Here is a 26,363-nt window from a genome sequence, read left to right as displayed (position 1 = left end):
CGGGCCGCCCCTCACCCGTAGGGGTCCGCGGAGGCGATCTCGCCGCCTCGTGATGGTCCACGCAAGCCGTTGCGCTCTGATGCGCGACTTCTGCAAAAACCTCGCTAGTTTACGCAATTTATCGATTGCCCCGAGACCGGCTGAGCTCCCCTTCATGCGCCGCAAACACGGACCGGTGGGCGACAGGAGAGGTGCAGAATCGCCTCCTCCACGGCGACGCCGACACAGCCGGGGAAACTCGTGCTGCCGTAACCGTGGACGTACTCGCGAAGCGTCTGCAATATTGCGATGAATCAATGCAAGAAGCTGCGCACGGCTGTGCTCGATGTCCGCGACGCGTGCCTCCACCGGCTTCTCGTGGTCCCGGGAGAGGCCGGAGCAGCGCCTCCGGACGGACGACCCGTGCCGTCCTGATCCACCGCGCCACCGCTCTGCCCCGAAATGAGCCGCCCTCGCGTGCCCTCAGCGGGTACGTGGGCCCTGTGCAGGGAGTGACCCCGCATGACCCGATACAAACCCAGCTCGTGGAGACGGCGCACCACCACCGTCGCGCTGGTCTCCACCGTCATGGTTCTAGGGCTGCCGGCCCTGGACGCGCACGCCGCCGGCGGCCCCGACGCCGCCGCGGGCGCCGCGGCCAGGTCCGGCAGCGCGCTCGGCACGCACCTGGCCGCCAACGTGAACGACGGCGACACCAGCACCTACTGGCAGGCCGCGAAGAAGTCGGCGCAGTGGGTGCAGACCGACCTCGGGCGGTCCGAGCGCGTCCGGCAGGTTGTGCTGCGCCTGCCCGCCCCATGGCAGACCCGCAAGCAGACCCTCGCGCTTCGAGGCAGCGCCGACGGCAAGAGCTTCGCCACGCTCAAGTCTTCGGCGTCGTACGTCTTCAGCCCCGGCAACGGCAACACGGTGAAGATCTCCCTCCCGCCGACCCTCGCCCGCTACGTGCGGGCCGACTTCAGCGGCAACTCGGTCGGCGGCACCGCCCAGCTCGCCGAGATGCAGGTGCTCACGACCGACGCCTCGACGCCGAACCTCGCCCTCGGAAAACCCTTCAGCGAGAGCGGGCACGCCGACGTGTACGGCGCGGCCAACGCCGGTGACGGCAACCGCGCGACGTACTGGGAGAGCAAGAACAACGCCTTCCCGCAATGGGTGCAGGTCGACCTCGGCTCCTCCGTCAAGGTGAACCAGGTGACGCTGAGGCTGCCGAGCGGATGGCCCAGCCGCACCCAGACGCTCAAGGTCCAGGGCTCGGCCGACAACCAGAACTTCACCGACCTGACGGCGTCGAAGGCGTACACCTTCGACAACGGCAACGACCAGTCGACGACGATCAGCTTCGACACGACCACGACGCGGTACGTGCGCGTCCAGTTCACCGCCAACACGGGCTGGCCCGCCGGGCAGCTCTCCGAGCTGGAGGTGTACGGGCCGGCGACCGGTGACACCCAGGCGCCCACCGCGCCGGCGAACCTGAGCTACACCGAGCCCGGCACCGGGCAGATCAAGCTCACCTGGAACGCGTCCGGCGACGACACGGGCGTCACCGGCTACGACATCTATGCCAACGGCCAACTCCGGGCGAGCGTGGCCGGGAACGTCCTGACGTACACCGACACCCAGCCCACCGGCAGCGACATCACCTACTTCGTCCGCGCCAAGGACGCCGCGGGCAACGTCTCCGCCAACAGCAACAGCGTCACCCGCAAGGGTGCCGGCGGCGACACCCAGGCTCCCACCGCGCCCGGCGGCCTCGCCTACACGCAGTCCGGCGGCGACGTGAAGCTCACATGGCAGGCGTCGAGCGACAACGTCAAGGTCACCGGGTACGACGTCTACGCCAACGGCCAACTCGTGAAGTCCGTCGCCGGGGACGTCACGACGTACACCGACAGCCCACCGGCGACCTCCACCGTCACGTACTACGTGAAGGCGAAGGACGCCGCCGGCAACGCATCGGCGGCGAGCAACAGCGTCACCCGGCCCGGATCCTCCGGCGGCAACCTCGCCCAGGGCAAGCCCATCGAGGCGTCCTCGGACACGTTCACCTACCTCGCCGCCAACGCCAACGACGGCCTCACCAGCACCTACTGGGAGAGCGCCGGCGGTGCCTACCCGGCCACCCTGACCACCGAGCTGGGCGCCAACGCCGACCTCGGCCAGGTCGTCGTCAAGCTCAGCCCGGACGCCGCCTGGTCCAACCGCACGCAGAACATCCAGGTGCTCGGCCGTGACCAGGACTCGGCCTCCTTCACCACCCTCGCGGCGGCGAAGGACTACGACTTCTCCCCCGGCACCGGCAACTCGGTGACCATCCCGGTATCCGGCTCCGCCGCCGACATCCAGCTCAAGTTCACCAAGAACACCGGCGCACCGGGCGCGCAGGTCGCCGAGTTCCAGGTGATCGGCACGCCGTCCGCCAACCCGGACCTCAAGGTCACCGGTGTCACCAGCACGCCCTCCGCCCCGGTCGAGTCGGACACGATCAGCCTCACGGCGACCGTCACCAACAGTGGCAGCAAGCCGGCGAAGGCCACCGACCTGAACTTCACACTCGGCGGCGCGAAGGCCGCCACCGCGGGCGTCCCGGCTCTCGCGGCCGGCGAGTCGACGCCCGTCACGGCGAGCATCGGAACCCGGGACGCGGGCAGCTACCCGGTCGGCGCCACCGTGGACCCGTCGAACGGTCTCCTGGACCCCCTCCAGTGCCTCGGCCGGTGACGAGGTCAAGTTCACCGTCGCGATCAAGAACCAGGGGACGGCGGACTCGGCTTCCGGCGCCCACAACGTGACGCTCACGATCCAGGACGCCGAGGGCGCCACCGTGAAGACCCTCAGCGGGGCCTACAACGGCACCGTCGCGGCGGGGCAGACGACCGCCCCGGTCGGCCTCGGTTCCTGGACCGCCGGCAACGGCAAGTACACGGTCAAGACGGTCATCGCCGACGACGCCAACGAACTGCCGGTCAAGCGGGCCAACAACACCACGACCCAGCCGCTGTTCGTCGGCCGCGGGGCGGACATGCCGTACGACATGTACGAAGCCGAGGACGGCACCCTCGGTGGCGGCGCCAAGGCCGTCGGCCCGAACCGGACCGTCGGCGACCTCGCCGGCGAGGCGAGCGGCCGCAAGGCCGTGACCCTCACGGGTACCGGCCAGTACGTCGAATGGACCACCCGCGCGGCGACCAACACCCTCGTCACCCGCTTCTCGATCCCGGACGGCACCACGACGACACTCGACGTCTACGTGGACGGTCAGTTCCTCAAGGCCATCGACCTCACCTCGAAGTACGCCTGGCTCTACGGCAACGAGACCTCGCCCGGGAACTCGCCCGGCTCCGGTGCGCCGCGGCACATCTACGACGAGGCGAACCTCCTGCTCGGCAAGACGGTCCCGGCGGGTTCGAAGATCCGGCTCCAGAAGGACGCGGCCAACGCCTCCGACTACGCCATCGACTTCGTCAACACCGAGCAGACGACGGCGGCCCCGAACCCGGATCCGGCCGCCTACACGGTCCCGGCCGGCTTCTCGCACCAGGACGTGCAGAACGCCCTCGACAAGGTCCGCATGGACACCACGGGCAAGCTCGTCGGCGTCTACCTGCCCGCCGGTGACTACGAGACCTCCAGCAAGTTCCAGGTCTACGGCAAGGCCGTCAAGGTGCTCGGGGCCGGGCCCTGGTTCACCCGCTTCCACGCGCCTTCCTCGCAGGAGAACACCGACGTGGGCTTCCGGGCCGAGGCGAGCGCCAAGGGCTCCACGTTCGCCGGATTCTCCTACTTCGGCAACTACACCTCCCGGATCGACGGTCCGGGCAAGGTGTTCGACTTCTCCAACGTCTCCGACATCACCATCGACAACATCTGGGTCGAGCACATGGTGTGCCTGTACTGGGGCGCCAACACCGACAACATGACCATCAGCAACTCCCGTATCCGGGACATGTTCGCCGACGGCATCAACATGACCAACGGTTCCACGGACAACCACGTCGTCAACAACGACGCCCGGGCCACGGGTGACGACAGCTTCGCCCTCTTCTCCGCCATCGACGCGGGCGGCGCCGACGAGAAGAACAACCTCTACGAGAACCTCACCTCGACGCTGACCTGGCGGGCGGCGGGCGTGGCCGTCTATGGCGGCTACAACAACACCTTCTGTAACATCCGCATCGCCGACACCTTGGTGTACTCGGGGATCACGATCTCCTCGCTGGACTTCGGCTACCCGATGAACGGCTTCGGGACCGAACCCACGACGATCGAGAACGTCTCCCTGGAACGGACGGGCGGCCACTTCTGGGGCTCGCAGGTCTTCCCGGCCATCTGGGCGTTCTCCGCCTCCAAGGTCTTCCAGGGCATCCGGGTCAACGACGTCGACATCGACGACTCCACCTACGGAGGCGTGATGTTCCAGACCAACTACGTCGGCGGCCAGCCGCAGTTCCCGGTGAAGGACACGATCTTCACCGACATCTCCATCACCAACTCCAAGAAGAGCGGGGACGCCTTCGACGCCAAGTCCGGCTTCGGCATCTGGGCCAACGAACTGCCGGAACCCGGTCAGGGCCCGGCAGTCGGCGAAGCGACGTTCCGCAACCTGCGGATGAGCGGTAACGCCGAGGACATCCGCAACAGGACCAGCACGTTCAGAATCAACGTCGAATAGGCCCCGCCCCGCACGGTTCCGTCCCGGACGGAACCGTGCGGTTTCCTCTGCGGCGCCATGCCGTCCCTCCCCCGGGAGAGGATCAGAGCGCGTCGACTTCCGTGCCCCGTGCGTCACGTCCACCGGGTGCGCAGGGTGCCGGTCGCGGAACCGTCGCGCAGGTCTTCATGCCTCAGGGAGCCGGTCGAGGAAGCCGAGGACGGAGGTGATCCGGCCGTCCTCGGCCAGCGTGATCACGTCCGAGCCGGCGACCGGCGCCGAACCGTCGGCGGTGGACACCAGCTCCCAGCTGAAGCGCGCGATGTGGTGGTTGCCGTCCGTGTCGCCGGTCAGCCTGAACTCGAAGCCGGGGAACTGCTCGTGCGCGGTCTGGATGACGGCGGCGATCTGCTCGTGGCCGCACACGTCGGCCAGCGGGTCGGTGTAGGTGCCGTCCTCGGTCCACGCCGCGGCGACGGCCTTGGCGAGCGCGTCGGCGTCGGTGGCGTTCCAAGCCTCGAAGTAGCGGGTGACGGCGGCAGCGTAGATCGACATGGTGGGGCTCCCGTTCTGGGCGAAGTGGTCCGGTGTGCGATCCGGTTGGGCCGGGTTCCGGGCCGGAGTGCGCCGGCCCGGAACCCGATGGCTTCACCTTGCCGCGTCCTGTCGCGCGGCGCGATTACCGCCCAGGTAAGGAGGGCCGGTCCGCAGCCTCGGAGTGGAGGCCGCGCCGTGGAACCGCCGGCCGACATCGTCGAGCGCACGCTGCATACCGGCATCGAGCCGCTCAGGGCCGTCGAACTCCCACCGCTCCCGTGGATCACGGATGGTGTCGCGCTGCTGGCACGCCGGAACGCGCAGCGAGAGCGACGCACACCATGTTCCGCGCCGGGGAGGAGGGAGAGGAAGAAATCCAGCTGCCCGGGATCGGAAAGCACCGGTCGATCACGGGCGTACGGCCGGCGTCGGAGAGTTCGATTGCCGCAGCCCGCTGACCGGTGTCGGTCGCGTCAGGCCGCACGGCGGGGAAGGTCGAGGGAACGGCTTTCCTCGACGACTCGGTAGCCCGCGCTCGTGTACAGATTCATGGCCACCTCGTTGCCGCCCCATACGGTGAACATCAGCATCGAGTCGCGGGCCGCGAGCGTGGCCTGCTCGCCGGCCACCATCGCGGCCCGCCCGTACCCCCTTCCGCGGTGCTGTTCATGGATGAACAGCGAGTAGCCGTAAGTGACTCCCGGGAGATACCCGTGCTTCAGCCAGCCGGTGCCGATCTGCTCACCCGCCGCCTCGAGGACCAGCAGGGTGTTGTCGGGTGTCGCCAGGCCGTCGGGAAGCAGCTTCGCGAAGTCGCGGTCGGACTTGCGCACGGCTTCCTCAGGGCTCATGGCTCCCGCCCGGACGATGTCACCGGCGTAGGCGACCTTCTCGGAGGCGAGCCACTCGGGATACTCACCCGGTGTCATCGGCCGCGCGGTGACGCCGTCGAGTGGCTCCGGCGGGGAGACCACCCGGCGCGCTCTGATCTGCCCGCGGATGCTGTAGTCGGCGAACAGCTGCCCGTCGGGTTCGGTGAGCCGTACGTCGAGGCGCTGTGCGCCGCGCTGCGTGCACCACGCCTCGGCCCAGTCCCGGGCGGCCCGCTCGTGCCCCCGGCCGGCATGGGGCTCCTCGACGTGGAGGTCGCTGATCCGGCCGGCGAGTGCGCCGTCGCTCTCGTCAGCCACGGCCACGGCGACATGTCCCACTCGGGTCCCGGCGTCCTTGATCTCGGCGACGGTCCAGTCACCTATGCCGGCGCTCGTTTCCTCGAACCTGCGCTCCGCCGCAGCCGAATCGAGTCCGGCCGCCGTGTACGAGGCGCGTATCCGCCGCTCGAAATCCTTCTGCCATTCCGTGCTGTCACCAAGAATGCCGAATTCTGTCATGTGATCAAACTAGAGTCCGCCGCGGAATTGGATCAAGGGAGTATGTTGATCGCCGGTCGTCAGCCCTGAGGAGCTTGGCCTATGCCCTACTACGACCTCGGCAGCCACGGTCGGCGCGTGACGACGTCGTCTCCCGAGGCGCAGACATGGTTCGACCGCGGGCTGGTCTGGACGTACGCCTTCAACCACGAGGAGGCCGTCCGTTGTTTCGAGGCCGCCGCCGCCGCGGATCCCGCCTGTGCCATGGCCGACTGGGGCCTGGCCTACGCGCTCGGGCCCAACTACAACAAGCCCTGGGCGGCCTTCGACGAGCAGGAGCTGGGGCGGTCGGTGGAGCGTGCGCATGCCGCCGTGCGCAGCGCACACGCGAAGGCGGCCGGTGCCACCCCTGTCGAGCAGGCACTCGTCGGCGCGTTGGCGGCGCGCTATCCACGCGCCCAGGCCCCGGACGCCGAGAGCTGCGGCATGTGGAACGCCGCCTATGCCGACAGCATGCGGGCCGTCCACCGGCTCGCTGCCGACGACCTCGACGTCGCCACCCTGTACGCCGACGCGCTGATGAACCTCACGCCCTGGCAGCTGTGGGACATCCGCACGGGCCGGCCGGCCCCGGGCGCGCGCACCGCCGAGGCCAAGTCGGTGCTCGAACGGGCGATCGCCACGGAGGCGGGTGCGCGGCACCCGGGCCTGCTCCACCTGTACATCCACCTGATGGAGATGTCCCCGACTCCCGAGGCCGCCCTGACCGTCGGTGAACGGCTGCGCGGTCTGGTGCCGGACGCGGGCCATCTCCAGCACATGCCCTCACACCTCGAAGTGCTCTGCGGCGACTACCGCCGCGTGATCTCCGACAACACCGACGCGGTCGCCGCGGACGAGAGGTTCCACGCCAAGGCGGGGGCGATGAATTTCTACACCCTCTACCGGTGCCACAACTACCACTTCAAGATCTACGGTGCGATGTTCCTCGGCCGCTACCAGGACGCGATCGAAACGGCGGACCGGCTCGAAGCGGCCGTGCCCGAGGAATTGCTGCGTGTGGAGAGCCCGCCCATGGCGGACTGGCTGGAGGGCTTCCTCGCCATGCGGGTGCACGTGCTCATCCGCTTCGGCCGCTGGCACGACATCCTGGATCTGCCGCTGCCCGCGGACCCGCGGCTGTACTGCGTGACCACGGCCATGCTGCGCTACGCGCGCGGCATCGCTCTCGCGGCCACCGGCCGGATCGACGAGGCCGAGCGGGAGCGCGCCCTCTTCCGTGCCGCGGTCGCCCGGGTACCGGAGACACGGACGCTGTTCAACAACACCTGCGCGGACATCCTGACGATCGCCGCGCACATGCTGGACGGGGAGCTGAACTACCGCAAGGGCGAGCACGACAGCGCGTTCGCTGCCCTGCGCAGGTCGATCGAGCTGGACGACGGCCTTCCGTACGACGAGCCGTGGGGGTGGATGCAGCCCACCCGGCACGCATACGGCGCACTGCTCCTCGAACAGGGCCTGGTGAGGGAGGCCGAAGCCGTCTACCGGGCCGACCTGGGGCTGGACGACACACTGCCACGCCCACTTCAGCACCCGGGCAACGTATGGGCCCTGCACGGCTTCCACGAATGCCTCGTACGGCTGGGCAAGAAGGACGAGGCCCGCATCGTGGCCCAGCAACTGAAGATCGCGGTGGCCATGGCGGACGTACCGATCGAGGCATCCTGCTTCTGCCGTCTGGAGAGCGTCGGGCACCTGGAGCCCGACGGCTGCTGTGCCGAAGACCGGTGAGGGACCGGAGCCGTCCCCGAGGAGTTCGCCGAGGCACTGTTCCGGCGTCGTCCGCCAGTGGCTGACGGCGAACTCCTCACCGCCGGGAGGCTCCACCCGCTCATCGGGGTACGGCCCGGCACACCGTGCGCCGGACGGTCAGCGGCTGCCCGTCCAGTTGTGTGCCACGTCGATCACGAGGCGGTCGGGCAGTTGGACCACCCGGAACGGCAGGCGGGCGCGGACGCCGAGACCGATCTGCGTCTCCCCCTCGAAGCTGCCGGCGAACCGAGTGTCCCTGAAGGTGCGGTATCCACGGACGTCCACGCCCGGAAGGGTGTGGCCCACCTGTCCGGGGTACGTGGGCGTGCCGCTGTCCGGGTCGTAACCGGGCGCACCGACACGGACGTCGAGCACGGCTCCGCCGCCCACCGGGATGTGGCGGCCGGTGGCGTTCTGGGAGAGCCGGTCGACGTATCTGACGTGGTAGCCGACGGACCCGCCGCCGGGGACGTCGAAGACCATGCGGTCGAAGCAGTCGTGCCGGCCGGTCCTGATGTTCTCCAGCGGCACGGCTCCCGTCGCGGCGCCGCCCTTGGCTCCGCTGCCCCAGCCGGTCGGACAGGCCGTGACACCGGCGGTAGCCGCTGGTGCGGCGTCCGCCGCGGTCGACGCCGTTACCAGCCCGGCTCCCGCCAGAACGAGCGCCGCCATTGTCGCCCTTATTCGTCGCATGATGTCCCCCTTGGTCGACTGTCATGCTGTTATGGGATAAGACACGCAGGTTTCGCGGATGGTTGCACGCCGGATTCAGCAGACCCTTCGTCTCCGCGCGGCCTTGCGGATTCATGAATAATCCTCAGGTTTCCATGGACTCCTCGGCGGGGCGCTCCTAGGGTCGCGGCGGCGCGACCACCCATGTACGCATCCCGAGGAGCCGCATGTCCCGCAGACGCTCAGCCGGACCCTGGCCTTCGTCCTGGCCCTGGCCGCCGGTACGGCCGTGGCCGGGCCTTCACCCGCGCCGGCCGACCCGATCCCCAGGGCGCCCGGCCATCGTCTGGCCGATGCCTCCTCCGGCGCCCCGGCCGCCGCGCAGCCGTTGCCGGGCTGCCGTGGCCGGCCCCTGCTCTCCGGGGCGACGACCGCTGCCGGCCCGCGCCCTCGAACGAGCGGCCGGGCCCGTCGCCACGGGGGAAGGCGACGGGCCCGGCCAAGCACCACAGTCCCACACCGCCACCGGCGCGCGCACTCGATCGCCGAAGTCGGCCTGGAGTCGGCACCCGCGGTCCGCGCGGCCGTCGCCGGTCTCCGCGGCCACCGCATCCTCGGGTGCCCCTTGTCGGTCCTGAGGCTGCTCGTCCATGGCGTCGCTGCTCACCGACCGGTGTGGAGCAGCGGCGGCCGAAGACGCCGGACACAAGTCGCCCTGATCGCGCCTCGTCCTGTGGCCGGCGAGCGGGTCAGCGGCTCGTCCGCTGGGCCGCCACGATCGCGTCGACGGTCTTCTCGGCCCCCGCGCGCCGCTGGACTCGTTCGGCGAACCCCGGGAACTGAGACGCGATCTTGGTGAGGAGGCGCAGTTCGATCGGTGCGACGTTGATCTCGGCGACGTCGCGTTCGATCGCCCGCGTGACGCCCTTGACGACCTGCTGCGGTGCGACCGTACGGACGCCGCCGGGCGTGGTCGACCCCGTGTTGGCGAACATGCCGAGTTCCCGTACGAAGCCGGGCTGGACGATGGAGACGCCGACGCCGGTGCCGTGCAGGTCCTGACGGAAGGCGAGGGAGAGGCCGCGGAGCCCGAACTTCGTCGCGTTGTACAGGGACGACGACTTGGTGGCCGCCATGCCCGACAGTGATCCGACGAAGCAGATGTGGCCTCGTCCACGGTCCACCATGCCGGGAGCGAGCAGTCGCGCGAGCATCGCGGGCGCGCGCAGGTTCACCGCGAGCGCTCGGTCGATCTGCGCGGGCGTGTAGTCGAGCAGGTCCCCGCTGGAAGGCAGGGCCGCGTTGGCGATGAGGATGTCCGTACCGGCGGCTTCCTCGGTGAGGCGCCGGACATCGTCGTCGTCGCCGAGATCGGCGAGGATCGTCCGCGCGCCGTAGCGGTCGGCGAGGGGTTCCAGAGCCTCGCGTCGCCGCCCGGTGAGGATCAGATGGGCGCCGCGTGCCGACATCTCCGCGGCGATCGCGCCGCCGATACCGCCTGTGACCCCGGTGAGCAGAACAGTCGCCCCTGCGATGTGCACGAGTACCCTCCCAATCTGTTCGTTCGAACGAACAATAGAGAGCGCAGGGTTTCCTGTCCACCGACAGGCGGAGGAACGGCAACCGCCCCGTCCGGGGGTTCCGACCGGGTGCCGTCCGCATCGGCCGCCGCCGGACACGGTCCGAGGTGAGGGGCAGTTGATGGAACAATGCCTGACATGCCGAACGCCGCGTCCTCCGCCTCGACACGCCAGCGCATCATCACCGCCGTCCTGCAGATCATCGGCGAGGACGGGGTCGCGGCGGTCACCAACAGGCGGATCGCCCGGCAAGCGGGAGTGTCGCTCGGCTCGGTGACGTACCACTTCGAGACCCAGCACGATCTGTTGCGCGAGAGCCTGCTGCACTTCGTGCGCGAGGAGGCACGGCACTTCACCGAGCTGGCCGACCAGTGCCAGACGGACGGCATCGGGGTGGAGGACGCGGCGTCCCTGGCCGGCCAGGTCGCGTGCGGCACGGCGCTGGACAGTGCCCATCTGGCCCCGTTCGAGCTGTACATCCACGCCGGCCGCGACGAGCGGCTGCGGGAGGCGGCGGCGGAGGCGTTCAATGCCTACGACCGGCTCGCCACCCGGATCCTCAGCGCCCTGGGCGTTCCGGGCGCGGAGCGCCTGGCGGCCACCACGGTCGCCGTGGTGATGGGTCTGCAACTCCGGCGCCTGGCCACCGGGAGCCCGGCGGAGGACCTGGTCGACGCCCTCCTGCTGCTCGCCCGCGGGGCCGCCGTCCAGCCGGCCGAGCAGGACCTGCCGGCGTAGGAGGCGGCCGACAGGCGCCGTCGTCCGGACGCCGCGGCACATGCCTTGAAGAAGGACCTGCGGAGAAGGACCTGGCCGAGAAGGACCCGGCCCAGCAGCACTGATCAATCGCCGATCCCGCCGCCCCCGGGACGCGGTGTCCCGTCCCGGTCTGGTCTGGCCTGGCCGCGCCGGGACGGGACGGGACGGGACGGGACGGGACGGAAGAAACGCTCCGCGAGTGACGGGCGGCGAGGCCCGTCAGCGGGGGCACTCCGCGAGTGTCGGGGCGGCGGGGTCCGTCAGAAGCGGGGCGCTCCCGGGGTCTGCCGAGGTGTCGGGGCGATGCGCTGGTGCACGCCCGTGCCAGGGTCGACGGGCGGCTTGCAGGTGACGTCTCGTGCCAGCAGCTTTCCGCTGTTCAGGTAGGCGTTGACGGCGCGGTCGGCGCAGGCGCGCGGGTCCCCCATGTAGACGCCGTGGCCCTCGCCGCCCTTGACGTACACCATGCGGGAGCCCGTCAGCGCGCGGTGCATGCCGAGGCCGCTGACGAGGGGGGTCTGGGAGTCCCACTGGTTCTGGACGGTGAGCAGGCCGACGTTGTTGTGCACCGCGGTGACCTGCTCGGCCGGCTTGTCCCAGAACGCGCAGGGCGTGATGTTGGAGCCGAAGTCACCGTAGAGCGGGTACTTGGCCTTGTCCCGGATCGCCTCACGCCGGTACTGCTCGGGGTCGTGCGACCAAGCCGCGGTGTCGCCGCAGACCACGGCCCAGAAGGCGGCGGTGCCGTTGTCGGCCGGCGTCTGCCCGGCGGCGGCCGTGGGCCGGCGCGGTTCCTGCGGACGGTCCGGCAGGGACGAACGACCGGGAGCCGTGGCATGACCGCCGGCGGCCTTCTTGAGTTCGACGACCGCCTCGGCCGCGTACTCGGGGCTGAAGAACGCGGGGCGCAGGCCGGCCCGGATGTCGTCCCCGGTGAGCTTTCGACCACCGTCGTTGATGGGCGTGCGGTCGGCCCGGGCGATCAGGTCCCAGAACGTCTTCTTCACCTTGGCCGGTGTGTCGCCGAGTTTGTAGGTGCGGTGTCGCTGCGCGGTCCACTTCGTCCAGCGGGTGAACGCCGGCTCCGAGCCCTCCGCCCAGACCTGGATCATGCCGCGCCAGACCCGTGCCGGGTCGACCGCGCTGTCCAGCACGAAGCGGTCGGTGCGCTGGGGGAACATCTGCGCGTAGACGGCACCGAGGTAGGTGCCGTACGAGTAGCCCAGGTAGGAGATCTTCTTCTCGCCCAGGACGGCGCGGATGACGTCCATGTCGCGGGCGGTGTTGCGGGTGGTGATGTACGGGAGCCTGTCACCGTTCTTGGCACGGCACTTGTCCGCGACCGTCCGGGCCCACTTGACGTCGCGGCTGAACGTCTCGGCTTTGTAGGGGTGTTCGGTGTTCTGCTCCGTGGTCGTGAGTCCGCAGGTGACCGGGGTGCTGCGCCCCACGCCGCGGGGGTCGAACCCGATGAGGTCGTATCTCTCACGGACCTTCTTGGGCAACACGTCCTTCATCATGAATGGCATGTCCAGGCCCTCGCCGCCCGGACCGCCGGGGTTGAAGAGGAGCACGCCGTGCCGCTTGCCCGGGACGCTGGTCTTCACGCGGGAGATGGCCAGCTTGATGGTTTGGGAGTCGGGGCGGTCGTAGTCGAGCGGGACCTTGATCGTCGCGCATTGGAACGCGGCGGGCTGCGAGGTGTCGCATCTGTGCCACGCGGGCTGCTGGTTCGCGAATCTTGTCAGCGGCTCCGCCGCCGACGCCTGTGCCGGGGCGAGGGCGGGAACCAGAGTTGCCGTGACTCCCACGGCGAGCAAGGGCGCCATGCGTCCTATCCGCACGATGGCTGTTCCTTTCGATCAACTGCCAGGACAGGACGAGACTTTCGTGTCCGCCGAGGTGGGCGAATCCTTCTACGGGGCGGACTTGCTACGACTCCCGGCGTACGCGGAAAAAGACCTGCGGAGGAGAACCCGAACGGGTTGATCACCATCCGCACCGACGGATCCCGGCGAGGCACACGCCACGTCAAGTGCCTACCGGCACCGGACCGTCCGGTTCTGTCCGGCTCGACCCACCATGCGCGGCCGCTCTCCGACTGTGGGACATCGGACGGTCACGGTCCACGGGTCTGGCATCAGCAGGGGCGGGTCGGGCGGCTGGGCGGTGTGCGGATTGGTGGCTGGGCGGTGTGCGGTTTGGTGGCTGGGCGATTGGGTGGCTGGGCGGTTTGGTGGCTGGGCGGCTGTAGCCGTACGGCCCGGTGTTCAGGGGGTCGAGGCGCTGTCGGCGCGCAGTGCGAGTACGAGCCGGTAGTGCAGTTGCCCGAGGGCCGGCTCGTCCGCCGGGAGCAGCGGGGCGGCCAGTTTCCAGTAACGCGTCATCACGGGCCCGTCGTCGGCGGCGAGCAGTTCCACGAGCCGCCGCCGGAAGGCCGCGCCGTCCCGGGTGCCGAGCGCCGCGGCGTAGGCGGCGACGAAGCAGTCCAGCGCTCCCCCGCCCTCGGGCGGGCGCCCGCCTCGCGCCTCCGCACCCGCCAGGCCGTACGCCTCCTCCAGCCCCTCGTACAGGACGGTCGGCCGGTAGGTCTGCCCCGGGAGCGGCGGCCCCGGTCGCAGGGCTGGGACGCGGTCGAGCCGCGGATCGCGGACGAACGCGTGCAGCTGGGCGAAGGCGAGGACCTGCTCCGGGGCGGGCGCCGGCGGGAGTGGGGGCACCACCGCGTCGAGCACCCGGGACACCAGCCGTCCCGGCAGCCGGACCGGCAGCACCCGACGCCAGAATCGGACCACGGCGTCCGTGCCGGGAGGCAGTGCCACCGCCCCGAGCAACAGCAGCCGCTCGACCCGCTCCTCGGCCTCGGACTCCGCGAGCAGCCGCAGCGATGCCTCCCGCCACCGCAGCGCGGTCAGCTCCCCTTCGACGTCCCGCAGGCGTCCGGCGAGCACCTGCTCCAGCGCCTCGTCCTGGTCCATGACCCGCTCGACGTCGGGCACGGGCAGGCCGAGCGCACGCAACGACCGGATGATGCGGATCCGGTCGAGCGCCTCGGGCCCGTACCGCCGGTGCCCGCCCCCGCTGCGGCCGGCCTCCGGCAGCAGCCCCCGGTCCGAGTAGAACCGCACGGTCTTGACGGTCACCCCGGCCCGCTCGGCGAGTTCCCCGATGCTCCACAGCCCGTCCGGCTGCACGACGCGTCCCTCCCCCGGTGTCCCGACGTCCGAACGCCCAGCCTATCGAGGGAGTCCGGGGCCGCTGCGAAGGCGCTTGAAGCTCCCCCTGGGGGAGTTCCTAGCCTGCCGACCACCGCGAAGCCGCGCGGTGACGGCGTAGGAGGAGGCGCAATGGCGGCGTTCGTTCTGGTGGGAGGTCCCTTCACCGGCGACTGGGTGTGGGACGGGCCGGCCGGGCGGCTACGGGAGGCGGGCCAGGAGGTGTGGCCGGTGACGCTCGACGGCGATCCGGGCGCCGGACTGGGCACCCATGTCACCCAGTTGCTGGAGCTTCTCGACCGGATCGAGGAACCGCAGGTCGTTCTCGTCGGGCACGACTACGGCATCCACCCCGTCCTCGGGGCCGCCGACCGGCGTCCGGAACGGATCTCGCGCGTCGTGTACGTCGCGGCCGGCCTGCCCCGGGACGGCGACCCCGCTCTGCTGCTCGTCCGGGACGAGACCGTACGGGCCCGGCTCGGGCATGACCAGGCACCGGTGCCGCCGCCCCGGGGACGGGCATGGGAGTGCTGGGGCAGCACCGACGGCCTGTCCGCCGAGGCGCTCGACCGGCTCGACCGGCTGGCCGTGCCGCAGCCCGCCGGTACCCTCACCGAGCCGCTGCGGCTCACGGGCGCAGCGCACCGGCTGCCCGCCACCGGTGTCCTGTGCACCGCCGACGGACCCGGCATCGACATGGTCGAGACGCTCGTCCGGTCCGGCCCCCCACAGTTCAAGGAGCTGGCCGGACCGCGCGTGACGTTCTTCGAACTCCCCACCGGGCACTGGCCGATGCTGTCCCGGCCCGATGAGCTCGCCGAGGTGCTGCTGCGGGCCGCCGCCGGGGAGGGCCACCGGATCGAGGCAACGGACGCGGAACGTCCCGGCGACCTCGGAACGTTCCTTCTCGATCCGCCCGAGGTGCCGCGCGAGCGCACCGGCCGCATCGACCTGCACCTCCCGCGGGCCGATGGACCCCGGCCCGCCGTCCTCTTCGTGCATGGCGGCCCGGTCGACGCGGCCCGACGGCCCACCCCACGGGACACGCCGTTCTACCTCGGCTACGGACGCTACGCGGCGAGTTTCGGGGCGGTCGGCGTCACCCTCGATCACCGGCTCCACGCCCTCACCGACTACGCGAAGGCCGCCGAGGACGTCGCGGAGGCCGTCGACCGGGTCCGCGCCGATCCCCGGGTCGACCCGGACCGGATCGCGCTCTGGTTCTTCTCCGCCGGCGGCCTGCTCGCGGCGGACTGGCTCGCCGTGCCCCCGCCGTGGCTGCGCTGCCTGGCCCTGACGTATCCGGTGCTCGCCCCACCGCCCGGCTGGGAGACCGTGGACGCTCGCTTCCGCCCTGTGGCCGCCGTACGCGGCGCCGGGCGGCTGGAGACCGTTCTCACCCGGGCCGGGCTCGAACACCCCTCCTTCGCCGCGACGGTCCAGCAGTTCCTGGATGCCTCCGCGGAGTGCGGGGCGGCCGTCGAGATCATCGACGTGCCGCACGGCCGGCACGGTTTCGAGGCACTCGATCGGACCGAGGAGTCCCGGGCCGCGGTGAAACGCGCGATGACCACCGTCCTGCGCCTGCTCGTCGACTGAGCCCGGGCGCGCCCGGGCCACCTCACCCGTGGGCGGTGGTGAGGCGCCGGTAGTCGGCCATCTCGGTGGCGAGGGCCTGTCGTTGCCGGTCGGTGGGGGGTGTGTGGGCGCGGTCGCGGACGGCGGCGGTGTCCTAGGGCGGCATGAGGGTGAGCACGCGCGGGTCGTCGGCGAGGGCGGGGCCGGTGCCGAGCAGGAACTGCGCGCTGAACGGGGTCATGATCACGGCGAAGCTGCCGTAGGCGTACTGGCGCCGGTCATGCGCCGGAGGCGCACACCGCGGGTCACGAGGAGCTTGCCGTCGGCTGCCGGCACGGGGCCGGGGACCGGATCGGCACCCTCACCGATAGCCGTTGATCACCCTTCCCACCACGGTTTCGTGCCCTCCACGGCCACGAACTCATGGAAGTCCATGTTGCCGATCTCCAGGTTGCACGCCAGCGATCCGACATCGCGGCACGGAAGGACGGTGGACCGCCCCGGGGTGTCGTACAGGTCGACGACGGTCAGCGGTCGGCCGCGCTCGGCGAAGGTTCTGGCGTCGGCGAGTGCGACCAGCGTGGTGTGTTCCTCGGACGGGACGAGCGCGGGCACCTGGCCCGGCTGGAGGCCCTCGAAGGCCGGGGCGTCGACGACCAGCGCGCCCAAGGGGTAGTGCTCCATGTCGATCTCGTCGGGGTCCAGGTCCGTCCCGACCCAGCCGTCCTCGTCCGTCCCGCCCAGTTCGTCGAGCAGGGCCCGCCAGCCCTCCTGGTCTCCGAAGGAGGTCCGGACCAGCAGGGCTCCAGCGGTGGCGGGCAGCGCAGGAAAGGACCGGCGCGGCGGGTGCGTCGGCGTGGGGAAGGCCGGCCGGCCGCCGTCGCCCTGGTACACGCCGTACGTGTCCATCTCGCGCACCAGGGCGTCGAACGTGAGCGCGCCGCCCAGCAGAGCGGCCAGGATCTCGCCGAGCCGGGCCGACGGGGCCCGGACGCCGCGCCCGGGTGCCGCCGCCAGGTCCACCAGCAGCGGCCCGCCGCCGTAGACCGCAGAGGTGTCCGCCAGGACGGCGACCGGCGGCACGGGGCCGCCTCCCGGGAGGAGCGCCGGTACGTCACCGCCGTGCAGGGCCTCCCAGCCGCCCCCTTCGACCAGGCGGAGCCGCACCCCGCCGTCCCCGAGGACGAACACGTCACCCTCCCGGCGTCCCGTGATCTCGCCGAGCAGCCCGCCCCAGAGGGCCTCGCCCTCCTCGTAGCATGTGCAGACCAACAGCGGTTGCCCCGGAGTGGGTCGGGGAAGCTCGGGAAAAGTCATGACGCTCCTTCGAAGGGGCCCGGCGCGGTGGGGAACGCCGATCGCCACACCGTCTTCGTCCACGTCGACAGGTGGGGCGACCTCGCACGCGCCGAGAAACTCGCCGCGTACCTCGGCGGCACCGTGCCGGGGGGACGCCGGGCTCGGCTGGTGAGGGGGGTGGCACCCGGCGGTCACCGGGACGGGCTCTCGGGGCGGCCGCCGAGCAGGTGACCGATGGCGGCGATGCCTTCGGTGATGGCTCGTTCGCCGACGTCACCGAAGCCGAGGACGATTTGTGCGGGCGTGGCGGCGGTGGAGGCGCGGCAGGCGCTCATGCCGTAGAGGCCGACGGACCGTTCTCGGGCGGTGCTGACGACGTGGTGTTCGTCGGCGTCGCCGGGCAGGTGGGCGACGGCGTGGAAGCCGGCCGCGAGGCCGGTGACCGGCACTTCGGGAGCGTGTTCGGCGAGCGCGCCGAGCAGGGCGGTGCGGCGGGTGGCGTAGGTGGCGCGCATACGGCGCAGGTGGCGGTCGAAGCGGCCGGACTCGATCAATCGGGCCAGGGCCAGCTGGTCGAGCGTGGACGTGCCTCGGTCACTGCGCAGCTTGTGCTCGGTGAGCACCGCGACCAGCTCGGGTGGGCAGATCATCCAGCCGATCCGCAGGCCGGGGGCGAGGGACTTGCTGACCGTGCCGAGGGAGATGACCCGGTCGGGTGCCAGACCCTGGAGTGCGCCCACGGGTTCGCGGTCGTAGCGGAATTCGGCGTCGTAGTCGTCCTCGATGATGATCGCGTCGTGGTCGCTCGCCCATGCGACGAGGGCCAGCCGGCGTTCCGGGGCGAGGGCGACACCGGTCGGCCATTGGTGGGCGGGGGTGACGACGACGGCACGGGCGTCGGTCGCTGCCAGTGCGGCAACGTCGATGCCGTGAGCGTCGACGGGCACGGGAACCGCACGCAGTCCCGCGGCGGCGGCGCACGCGCCGACGGTGGCGGGTGAGCCGGGATCCTCGAAGGCCACCGTCCGTACGCCACCGTCCGCGAGGGCCTGGAGGGCGAGGTTGACGCCCTGGGCGTAGCCGTTGCAGACCACGATGTGCTCCGGGTCGGCCGCCCCGGCGCGGACCCGGCGCAGGTATCCGGCGAGGACCTCGCGGAGGATCCGGCTGCCGCGCGGGTCGCCGTAGCCGAGGTCCGCGCTCGGCATGACGCGGGCGGCCTCGCGCGTGGCCCAGAGCCAGTCCTGGATCGGGAAGGCGCCCAAGTCGGGTACACCCCACCGGAAGTCGGCCAGCAGGCGGGAAGCGGTCCTGGGCGGCCGCGTCACCGCGGCCGGTGCCGCGGCACCGGCCGCCACGCGGGTGGCGGAGCCGTGACGGGTCACCAGGTAGCCCTCGGCCTGGAGTTGGGCGTAGCACTCCTGCACCAGCCCGCGTGAGACGCCGAGTGTGCGGGCCAGTTCCCGGGAGGACGGAAGCCGCTCACCGACCCGCACGCGGCCGGTGCGGATGGCGTCCCGCAGCCCGTGCTCCACCTGTGCCCGCAGCGGCGGGCCGCCGCTCCGGTCGATGACCAGCAGCAGTTCGGGCGGGCAACTGGACCACTCCAACGGCATGGAACTGGAGCTTACCGCGGTCCGGTCGGCCGCTTAGCGTCATGCCGTGAAGAGAACTTCCACTACGGACTCCCCGGTACACCCGTCGCGCCCGCCCCTGCTGACCCGGCCGTTGCTGCTGCGCTTCGTCTCCATACTGGGCGCCTCGACCAGCTTCTACGTGTTGCTGTCGGTCGTTCCCGGCTACGCCGCGACGGTCGGCCGGCTCCGTGGCGACACCGGACGCGTGCCGACGGGTGGGGTCGGATCAGCCGGCGGGGCGGGGGCGGGCGGTGACGGTGGCGGGGGCCGGATGCAGGTCCTCGGCCGTCGCGGTGGCGGCCTGCTCCGGTGGCCAGGTGGGGCGGAACCGCAGGATCTCGGCGGTGGCGGCGCCGCTGGTGACGAACGGGTCGGAGGCGACGGCGGCCTCGATCGCCGACCGTTCGCCCTCCGCCACGACCAATCCGCCCGTACGCGGCTCCAGGGGACCCGCGAAGCGGGCCAGTCCTTTGGCGAACACTCCGTGCGGATGGGAGTAGTGGGCATCCTTGAGCGCGTCGATGGTCTCCAGCGGCGCGCGGTACCTGAACACAATCACGAACATGCCTGAAGCCAACGGCAAGCCCGGCCGGGAACGCCAAGACCAGTTCGTGGTCGGCGCTATAGTCTGGCGCCTATGGGCGCAGCTGGGAGTCGGTGAACTGGGCATGGACGAGATCCCGAATGTGGAGCTGCGTCATCTGCGGTACTTCGCCGCCGTCGCCGAGGCGGGCACCGTCACCGAGGCGGCCAGGCGTCTGCGGATCGCCCAGCCGAGCCTCAGTCAGCAGATACGGCTGCTGGAACAGCGCGTCGGCACGCCTCTGTTCCGGCGTCTGCCGCAGGGCATGGAGCTCACCGAGGGCGGCCTTCTGCTGCTCGCCGGTGTCAACCGGGCGCTCGGCGAGCTGGGTTCGTCCATCGCGGCGGCGCGCGCCGCGGTTCCGGTGGCGACCGTGGGCGTGTGCCGGGGGGTGGCGCGATCGGTCCTGGCTCATGCGGAGCAGACCATCACACGCGGAAGCCGGTTCAGCGTCTCCTATCGACAGGTGGACTCCCAGCGCCAGGGGGATCTGCTCCGGTCCGGCGCCCTGGCCTTCGGGATCCTGCGTGCCCCGGTGGACACCGTGGGCCTGGAGCTGCGCACGATCAACGACGAGCCGCTGGGCCTCGTGCTGCACGATCGGCACCCGCTCGCCCATCGGCCGCAGCTTACCTGGTCCGACCTGTCCGGACAGCGGTTGTTGTGGTTTCCCCCGGAACGCGCCCCCGGCTATGCGACCGCCGTCCTCGCACACCTGCGTCAGCGGGGCTGGGTTCCGGAGACGGTTCCGGACGACAACACCAGTCACACCCTGTACCGCCACCGGCTCATCGGACGGGACGACCTGGTCGCGCTGCGGACCTCGAGCAGCTCGCAGGGGGACCCGGACCTCGTCTGGCGCTCGGTCGGGCCCCAGCCACCGCACGAACGTCTGGTCCTGGTCGCCCCCGCCCGCACTTCCTGGGGCCGGCACCTGAGGGACGACGACCAGTGAACGAGGCGAGCACCCATGGCCGGACCGCGTGGCGCACGCGCCGTGTGCACATGCCGTGTGCACATGCCGTGTGCACATGCCGTGTGCACATGCCGTGTTCACGCGCCGTGTGCACGCGCCGTGTCGAGAACGGTTCAGCGTGACCGTGAGGTTCGCGCACTTCCCTGACGAGGGCGACGCCGTCACATCCCTGCGGCCACCCGCCCGGGCCAAGCGTCGTCGCCTCCGCTGGCCGAACGACCCTCAGCCGCCGGCGAGGGCGACGAGCTAGCCCAAGGCGTCCTGCGGCATGCCGGGATGATGGCAGGGGGGACTGACCATGCGATCAAGCCCGGTGCCATCGGGAGCGGGCCGCCCTGAGGCCACACGGCAGGGCGCGTGTCGGGCGGCTGGAGTTCTACCGCGCCGGCGTACAGCATGGGCCAGGCCGCGCGTCTGTCGAGGGTGAGTCCGGGGACCGTCCGCCGGTGGGCGGACGCGGGATGCCGGCCACCGGGCGTTACATGGGGCTGCTGAACCTGGCGTGACGCCGTTGCCGGCAGCCGGGCGTCAGGTCCAGGGCTGTCTGAGCTCTCCCCCGCCTGTGTTTCCCGGCCCGTCGGCCTCCGGTCGCGCCCCCGCGGGCTGGGTGCCGCCGGTCCGGATCCGGGAGTCGTGGTCGTCGAGCGGACGTCGTACGGCGCCGGCCCCCCGGAGCCGCACGTACGCACGCAGATGACGGCGGACGCGGGCACGGGCACGGGTGATGAGCAGCAGGGCCTGGGCAGTGGTCGGGGTCGGGCCGGTCAGGCCGTCGGTCACGGCTATTTCGACACCGCCGCTGTACTGCGCCGAGAAGTTGTAAAGGAAGGCGCCCAGGGTCGCCAGACAGGTACCCAGGACGACTTCCAGGCTGACGACGCCGACAGCGATGCCCAGGACGGTGGTCAGCGCCGGCAAGACGTCCGGGGCCACGGCCTCCAGCATGATCCAGGCGACGCAGGCCGTGACGACCACGACCACGCCGAGGCCGCCCAGCATCAGGGAACTCGTCACCATCACCGACCAGGGATCGGCCTCTGTCAGACGCAGCCGTAGCGTCCGCCGACCGGGCGCGGTGGGTCCGCCGGAGGGGGCCGGGCTGATCCTGGAGCCGGCTGCCGGGCCGGACCGGCCGACACCGGTAGGTCTGAACGGGTGAACGGCGCTCGGGGCTGGCCCGGGACGGCCGGGACGCCCTGGCGCGGGCCTCGCACGATCGCGGAGGCCGGGCTGGTCCGGTGACCCGTACTCCGGGTCGTGGCCCGTCCCGGGTGCGGTTCGCGCCCTGGGCTCATCGGGGGGAAGTATGTGCTGGTGTCCGGCCGGCCCGATGTGCGGTGAAGAGCCGGAGCCGCCGTCCTGCTTGGGTGTCGCCCGTTCGCCGGGGGTGCCGCGGGGCCTGCGTTTGGCTCGGCTCATGCCTGTCTCCCTGACTGGCCTGGCGGCTTGGCCGTGCCCTCCACCATCGAACGGGCCTCCATCGACCGCCAGGCGGCCTCTGGGGCCTGCTGGTCCGTGAATCCGACGGTATCGGCCCTTTTGCGACCATGCACCGCGAACGGCGCCCAGGAGGTAGCGCACGAGCGGATGACGACGCCGTCCGCGTGGCGGGCGTGGGTGTTTCCGACGCGTGCCGGAAGGGCATGGACCGGGGCCCGTCAGTTCCGCTTGAGCCAGTCCTCGTAGCGGGTGGCCGCGGCATGCACGGTGTCGTCACCGACGAGAACGTCAGGCATGCCCGCGAACAGGCCGGCGGTCTCGTCGGTGACGACGGTGCGGCCGTCCGGCTTCACCGCCAGGGTGATCTCACCGAGTCGGTCGAGACCGTGGACCTCGGGGCCCCCGATGTCGCGCACGCCGTACGACGGTTCGGCCTGGGCCGCCTCGGCGACCGCGGAGGCCACATCCGCGGAGGCGATCGGGCGCAGCCGGACGGACGGCAGGCGCACCTGCTCGCCCTCGGTGGACATGTCCATCACCGGAGCGATGAACTCGAAGAACTGCGTGGCGCGCACGATGCTGTACGGCACGCCGCCGTCGCGCACGGCTTGCTCCTGGGCGACCTTGGCCCGGTAGTAGCCGTAGTCGGGCACCTGATCGACGCCGACGATGGAGAGCGTGACATGGTGCCGCACGCCCGCCTCCTTCTCGGCCTCGATCAGGTGCTGCGCCGAGCGGGTGAAGAAGTCCAGCGCCGGCTCGGTGTCGAAAGAGGGGGAGTTCGACACGTCCACGACCACGTCCGCGCCCTCCAGGGCCTGTGCCAGGCCCTCGCCGGTGAGGGTGTCGACGCCCGTGGACGGAGAGGCAGCCACCGCCTCATGACCGCGCTCGCGCACGAGCGCGACCACTTGCGAGCCGATGAGCCCCGTACCGCCGACCACCACGATCTTCATCGCTGTCTCCGTCCACTGATTCGCTTTCCGACGAACACCGGCGGGCGCCCCGCCGGACCCGTTGCGGCAAGCCGCACACCAGACAGACAGAGCAGCGGACACATCCGTGACAGCCGGTCCGGCACGCGGCCCACAGCCGGGACACCGGCGTCGCCCTGCGTCCACGCTCGCCCGGGACACGGGCCCCCGCAAGACGACGAGTCGGTGGACACCACGGTCAGCGGCCGGATCGCCAAGGGCCGGCCGGGTGGTTCGGACAAGCCCACGGCTCTTCCACCCAGCCGGCGGCGCCCGGCAGGTGGCGCCGGGAGGCGGCGCCCTGGTGACTCCCGGCAGTCCGGCAACCGTGCGGGTTGTGGTGGAGATCCGCTGGGGCGGTGCGGACACGGTCGCCCCGTACGCCATCGACACCAGGCCGTACGTGGATCACATCCCCTCGGCGAGCGGGCGGCGGAGTCGGCCGGCTTCGTCGTCAACCGTCCGCACGCCGGATGCGCTGTCGAGGGAATCTGCCGGTGGCACGGGAACCTCCGGCGCCGTCGTGTGTCAGGCTGCCGGCGAACGTCCCGCTTCAACCGACCGGGTCCGGTTCAGTGCTGGAGGCAGCGCCTTTGAGTGTCGACGAGAACCCCCTCGGCTGGGACAGCTCCGCCGCGGCCGACGCCTATCGGGACCGCGACATGCGGCTGGCCGAGCAGCTGATCTTCCCTGCCGTACGACGGCTGGCAGGGAGCGTGGGGCCTGACCGGCTGGCCCTGGACATCGGGTGCGGCACCGGCGCGGTCGCGGCCCAACTCGCGCACGCCGGGGGGTGGACGGTCCAGGCTCTGGATCCGTCGGCCGACATGCTGGGCATCGCCCGCTCCGACCGTCCCCACCCTCGCATCTCCTACCGGCTGTTCGACGGCCGTGGCCTGGACTGGCTCGGCGACGGCAGCGTCGATGCCGCGGTGTGCTGCCTGGTGTACTGCACCGACCCCGACGACGGCCGGCTGGCCGGCCTCACCGCCGAGATCCGCCGGGTCCTGCGCCCCGGTGCCCCGTACCTCCTGGCCGACCTCAATCCGGCGGCGACCGGCGTGGCCTTCTCCACCCTCCGCCACGGCGAGCCGAAGGCCGTGTACGGCGACGGCGACCCGGTGCCCACGCTGCTGCGCCTGCGCGACGGCACCACGATGACCAGCACCACCTGCTACCGCTCCGTCGAGCGGTACCGGTCCTTCCTGACCGAGGCCGGTTTCCCCTTCCCCACCATCGACCTGCCCACCCTCCCTGCCGACGGCACCGACGCAAAATCCCCGGCGGAGACGCGGACCGCGCCCTACATGATCTTGACGACCCACGCGTGACCCGACCGGACGCCCACACTGCGGCACGACGGGATCCCCGGCCGTGCGGGCGACAGGCGTTCTGCGCTCGACGTCCCGACGGGGGCGTTCGGCACGAGCGTTGTGCGTGACGCTGCCTGCTGCGTGATGCCTGCTGCGGCCTGTGCGCTGTGCGCTGTGTGCTCCTCGCAACGGGCGACCTTGACGCGTGGGTCGACGGCGGTGCTTGCGGTAGTGGCTGTTGGAGTGCGGCCGGCCACGCCGTCACGGCAGCCCGAGGTGATCACCCCAATGGCGGATGCAGCGGGCGGGTGCCAAATGGTGAGGTGGGCAGGCAAGTTGATCACATCGGCCGCACGGGCTGCCCCGAGACATGTGCATCCCGGCACCGGCTCAGCACCTCGACCGACGGGAGAGCCACGACCATGAAGCGTCTCACCACCCTCCTCACCGCGACCCTGATCACCGCCGGCGCCGTCTTCGCCACCTCGGCAGCGGCCCAGGCGGCGGACTGCCGTTCCGGATACTTCTGCGTCTGGACGAACGCGAACTTCGACGGCCTGAAGATCGAGCACAGCGGCGACGACCACTGGTGGGAGGGCGACATGTTCAAGCAGGACTCCTCGTGGGCGAACCACGGCGTCTCCGGCCCCGGAGTCAAGGACCACGTCAAGGTCTACGAGGGCCGTGAGCTGCTGGGACGTGTCACCCTCTGCCTGGCTCCGGGCCAGGAGGTCGGCTACGACGCGGGCGCGAACGACCACGGAGGCTCCCACACCTGGTCCGCGGGCTGCTGAGCCGGCCGCGGCGTTCGGGTGAGCGACCGGCGGTGCGCGGAGCCCTCCTCCCGCCGCCGGTCGTCGTCACGCCGACTCCCTCACCACCAGCTCCGGGCCGAACACGATCGACGTGGGCTCGGTTCGGGTGCCGTGGATGTGTTCGTCGAGGAGGCGGGCCATCTCGGCGGCCATGTCCTCCACCGGCTGGCGCACCGTCGTCAGGTGGGGTCGCCGGGAGACGGCGGCCGTCGAGTCGTCGAAGCCGACGACCGCCACGTCCTCGGGTATCCGCCGCCCGTGTTCCCGCAGTACCTGGCAGGCACCGCGGGCCATGAGGTCGTTGGCCACGAACACACCGTCCACGTCGGGGTGTTCGGCGAGCAGACCGGTCATGGCCGTGAGACCGCTGTCCAGCGTGAAGCCGCCCTCGGCGACCGGGACGTGGGGAAGACCCCGGCGGGCGACGGCGTCACGGAAGCCGGCCAGCCGCTCCTGGCTGGCGGCGACCGCCAAGGGCCCGCAGATCGTGGCCGGTTTGCGGCAGCCTCGGTCGAGCAGGTGCTCGGCGGCGAGCCGGCCGCCGTCCCGGTGGGCCAGATCGACGTAGCTGAGCGGGACGGGGCGAAAGGGGCGGGCGAAGAGAACCGCGGGCAGCCGGGCTTCGGCGAGGAGCGCGGGGAGCGGGTCGTCGGCATGGCTGGACACCACCAGCGCGCCGTCGGCCCGTCCCTGCCTCAGGTAGGTCACCACCTCGTGGCGGGAGGCGGCCGACTCGGCGAACATCAGCACCGGGTGGACCGAGCGCGGACGGAGGTAGCCGACGATCCCGGCGACCACCCGGCCGAAGAACGGGTCGGCGAACACACGGGCGGCGAAGGCGGCCTGGGCCTCGCCGGAGGTCTCCCCCGCGCCGGAGACCACCAGCGCCACGGTCTCGGCCCGCCGGGTGACCAGCGAGCGGGCGGCTCGGTTGGGTGCGTAGCCGGTACGTTCGATGGCCTGGCGGACCAGTTCCTGGATCGCCGGGTCCACGTTGCGGACGCCGTTGACAACCCGGGAAACGGTGGCCCGGGAGACGCCGGCCTCCCGGGCGACGTCCTCCAGGGTCGGGGCCTGTCTGCTCATGTCCCGCACCCTAACGGCCCGGCGGCCTGCGCGGATAGAGCGCTCTCCGGTGCGGGGGGG

The 26,363-nt window shown here is 71.3% G+C and carries 18 protein-coding genes and 1 pseudogene; 7 read left to right on the top strand and 12 right to left on the bottom strand.

Annotated features, from left to right (window positions below; translation table 11 throughout):
- The first annotated feature begins 501 nt into the window (after positions 1-501).
- Positions 502-4,675: pseudogene (locus ACIGYR_RS06945) on the top strand (discoidin domain-containing protein).
- A gap of 165 nt (positions 4,676-4,840) precedes the next feature.
- Here ACIGYR_RS06945 and ACIGYR_RS06940 read toward each other — a convergent pair.
- Entirely contained in the window at positions 4,841-5,209 is a 369-nt protein-coding gene (locus tag ACIGYR_RS06940; RefSeq protein ID WP_399602042.1) for a nuclear transport factor 2 family protein, read from the bottom strand.
- Positions 5,210-5,664: 455 nt separating this feature from the next.
- Positions 5,665-6,582 carry a GNAT family N-acetyltransferase gene (locus ACIGYR_RS06935; protein WP_399602040.1) on the bottom strand — a complete coding sequence of 306 codons (918 nt, stop codon included), beginning with the start codon at positions 6,580-6,582 and terminating at the stop codon, positions 5,665-5,667.
- An 81-nt stretch (positions 6,583-6,663) separates the two neighbouring features.
- Between ACIGYR_RS06935 and ACIGYR_RS06930 the strand changes: the two genes are divergently transcribed.
- On the top strand, positions 6,664-8,355 hold the full coding sequence (locus ACIGYR_RS06930) for a hypothetical protein (protein ID WP_399602038.1): 1,692 nt from the start codon (positions 6,664-6,666) through the stop codon (positions 8,353-8,355).
- Positions 8,356-8,493: 138 nt separating this feature from the next.
- On the opposite strand, the gene ACIGYR_RS06925 is transcribed toward ACIGYR_RS06930, so the two are convergent.
- Entirely contained in the window at positions 8,494-9,069 is a 576-nt protein-coding gene (locus ACIGYR_RS06925) for a hypothetical protein (protein ID WP_399602036.1), read from the bottom strand.
- A gap of 728 nt (positions 9,070-9,797) precedes the next feature.
- Complete coding sequence (locus ACIGYR_RS06920) at positions 9,798-10,589, bottom strand: SDR family NAD(P)-dependent oxidoreductase (protein WP_391837062.1); 792 nt, start codon at positions 10,587-10,589, stop codon at positions 9,798-9,800.
- Between the two features lie 177 nt (positions 10,590-10,766).
- On the opposite strand from ACIGYR_RS06920, the gene ACIGYR_RS06915 reads away from it, so the two are divergent.
- Complete coding sequence (locus ACIGYR_RS06915; RefSeq protein WP_391837064.1) at positions 10,767-11,366, top strand: TetR/AcrR family transcriptional regulator; 600 nt, start codon at positions 10,767-10,769, stop codon at positions 11,364-11,366.
- 281 nt (positions 11,367-11,647) lie between these two features.
- Here ACIGYR_RS06915 and ACIGYR_RS06910 read toward each other — a convergent pair whose 3' ends face one another.
- Positions 11,648-13,231 carry an alpha/beta fold hydrolase gene (locus ACIGYR_RS06910; protein WP_399602032.1) on the bottom strand — a complete coding sequence of 528 codons (1,584 nt, stop codon included), beginning with the start codon at positions 13,229-13,231 and terminating at the stop codon, positions 11,648-11,650.
- A gap of 426 nt (positions 13,232-13,657) precedes the next feature.
- Complete coding sequence (locus ACIGYR_RS06905) at positions 13,658-14,581, bottom strand: MerR family transcriptional regulator (protein WP_399602030.1); 924 nt, start codon at positions 14,579-14,581, stop codon at positions 13,658-13,660.
- 153 nt (positions 14,582-14,734) lie between these two features.
- On the opposite strand from ACIGYR_RS06905, the gene ACIGYR_RS06900 reads away from it, so the two are divergent.
- Entirely contained in the window at positions 14,735-16,201 is a 1,467-nt protein-coding gene (locus ACIGYR_RS06900) for an alpha/beta hydrolase (protein WP_399602027.1), read from the top strand.
- 357 nt (positions 16,202-16,558) lie between these two features.
- On the opposite strand, the gene ACIGYR_RS06895 is transcribed toward ACIGYR_RS06900, so the two are convergent.
- From ACIGYR_RS06895 to ACIGYR_RS06885, 3 genes are all read right to left on the bottom strand, one after another.
- Positions 16,559-17,497 carry a DUF6924 domain-containing protein gene (locus ACIGYR_RS06895; protein ID WP_399602024.1) on the bottom strand — a complete coding sequence of 313 codons (939 nt, stop codon included), beginning with the start codon at positions 17,495-17,497 and terminating at the stop codon, positions 16,559-16,561.
- Positions 17,498-17,670: 173 nt separating this feature from the next.
- Positions 17,671-19,095 carry a PLP-dependent aminotransferase family protein gene (locus ACIGYR_RS06890; RefSeq protein WP_399602022.1) on the bottom strand — a complete coding sequence of 475 codons (1,425 nt, stop codon included), beginning with the start codon at positions 19,093-19,095 and terminating at the stop codon, positions 17,671-17,673.
- A gap of 247 nt (positions 19,096-19,342) precedes the next feature.
- Complete coding sequence (locus tag ACIGYR_RS06885; RefSeq protein WP_399602020.1) at positions 19,343-19,681, bottom strand: YciI family protein; 339 nt, start codon at positions 19,679-19,681, stop codon at positions 19,343-19,345.
- Here ACIGYR_RS06885 and ACIGYR_RS06880 point away from each other — a divergent pair.
- Positions 19,680-20,654: a LysR family transcriptional regulator gene (locus ACIGYR_RS06880; RefSeq protein ID WP_391837080.1), complete on the top strand. Its 975-nt coding sequence runs from the start codon at positions 19,680-19,682 to the stop codon at positions 20,652-20,654. The two genes, ACIGYR_RS06885 and ACIGYR_RS06880, sit on opposite strands and share 2 nt — an antisense overlap.
- 549 nt (positions 20,655-21,203) lie before the next feature.
- On the opposite strand, the gene ACIGYR_RS06875 is transcribed toward ACIGYR_RS06880, so the two are convergent.
- The gene (locus ACIGYR_RS06875; protein WP_399602017.1) at positions 21,204-21,692 is read right to left on the bottom strand and encodes a DUF3566 domain-containing protein; all 489 of its coding nucleotides are present in this window, start codon (positions 21,690-21,692) and stop codon (positions 21,204-21,206) included.
- A 641-nt stretch (positions 21,693-22,333) separates the two neighbouring features.
- The gene (locus ACIGYR_RS06870; protein WP_391837085.1) at positions 22,334-23,071 is read right to left on the bottom strand and encodes an SDR family oxidoreductase; all 738 of its coding nucleotides are present in this window, start codon (positions 23,069-23,071) and stop codon (positions 22,334-22,336) included.
- 611 nt (positions 23,072-23,682) lie between these two features.
- Between ACIGYR_RS06870 and ACIGYR_RS06865 the strand changes: the two genes are divergently transcribed.
- Both ACIGYR_RS06865 and ACIGYR_RS06860 read left to right on the top strand, forming a co-directional pair.
- Positions 23,683-24,420, top strand: a complete 738-nt coding sequence (locus tag ACIGYR_RS06865; protein WP_399602015.1) for a class I SAM-dependent methyltransferase — start codon at positions 23,683-23,685, stop codon at positions 24,418-24,420.
- A gap of 404 nt (positions 24,421-24,824) precedes the next feature.
- Positions 24,825-25,196: a peptidase inhibitor family I36 protein gene (locus tag ACIGYR_RS06860; RefSeq protein WP_391837088.1), complete on the top strand. Its 372-nt coding sequence runs from the start codon at positions 24,825-24,827 to the stop codon at positions 25,194-25,196.
- 66 nt (positions 25,197-25,262) lie between these two features.
- On the opposite strand, the gene ACIGYR_RS06855 is transcribed toward ACIGYR_RS06860, so the two are convergent.
- Entirely contained in the window at positions 25,263-26,303 is a 1,041-nt protein-coding gene (locus tag ACIGYR_RS06855) for a LacI family DNA-binding transcriptional regulator (RefSeq protein WP_391837090.1), read from the bottom strand.
- Positions 26,304-26,363: the final 60 nt, after the last annotated feature.

Origin of the sequence: Streptomyces sp. NPDC053076 (assembly GCF_044546845.1) — a bacterium.
Taxonomy (GTDB): Bacteria; Actinomycetota; Actinomycetes; order Streptomycetales; family Streptomycetaceae; genus Streptomyces.
This window is presented reverse-complemented; position numbering and strand designations above follow the sequence as displayed.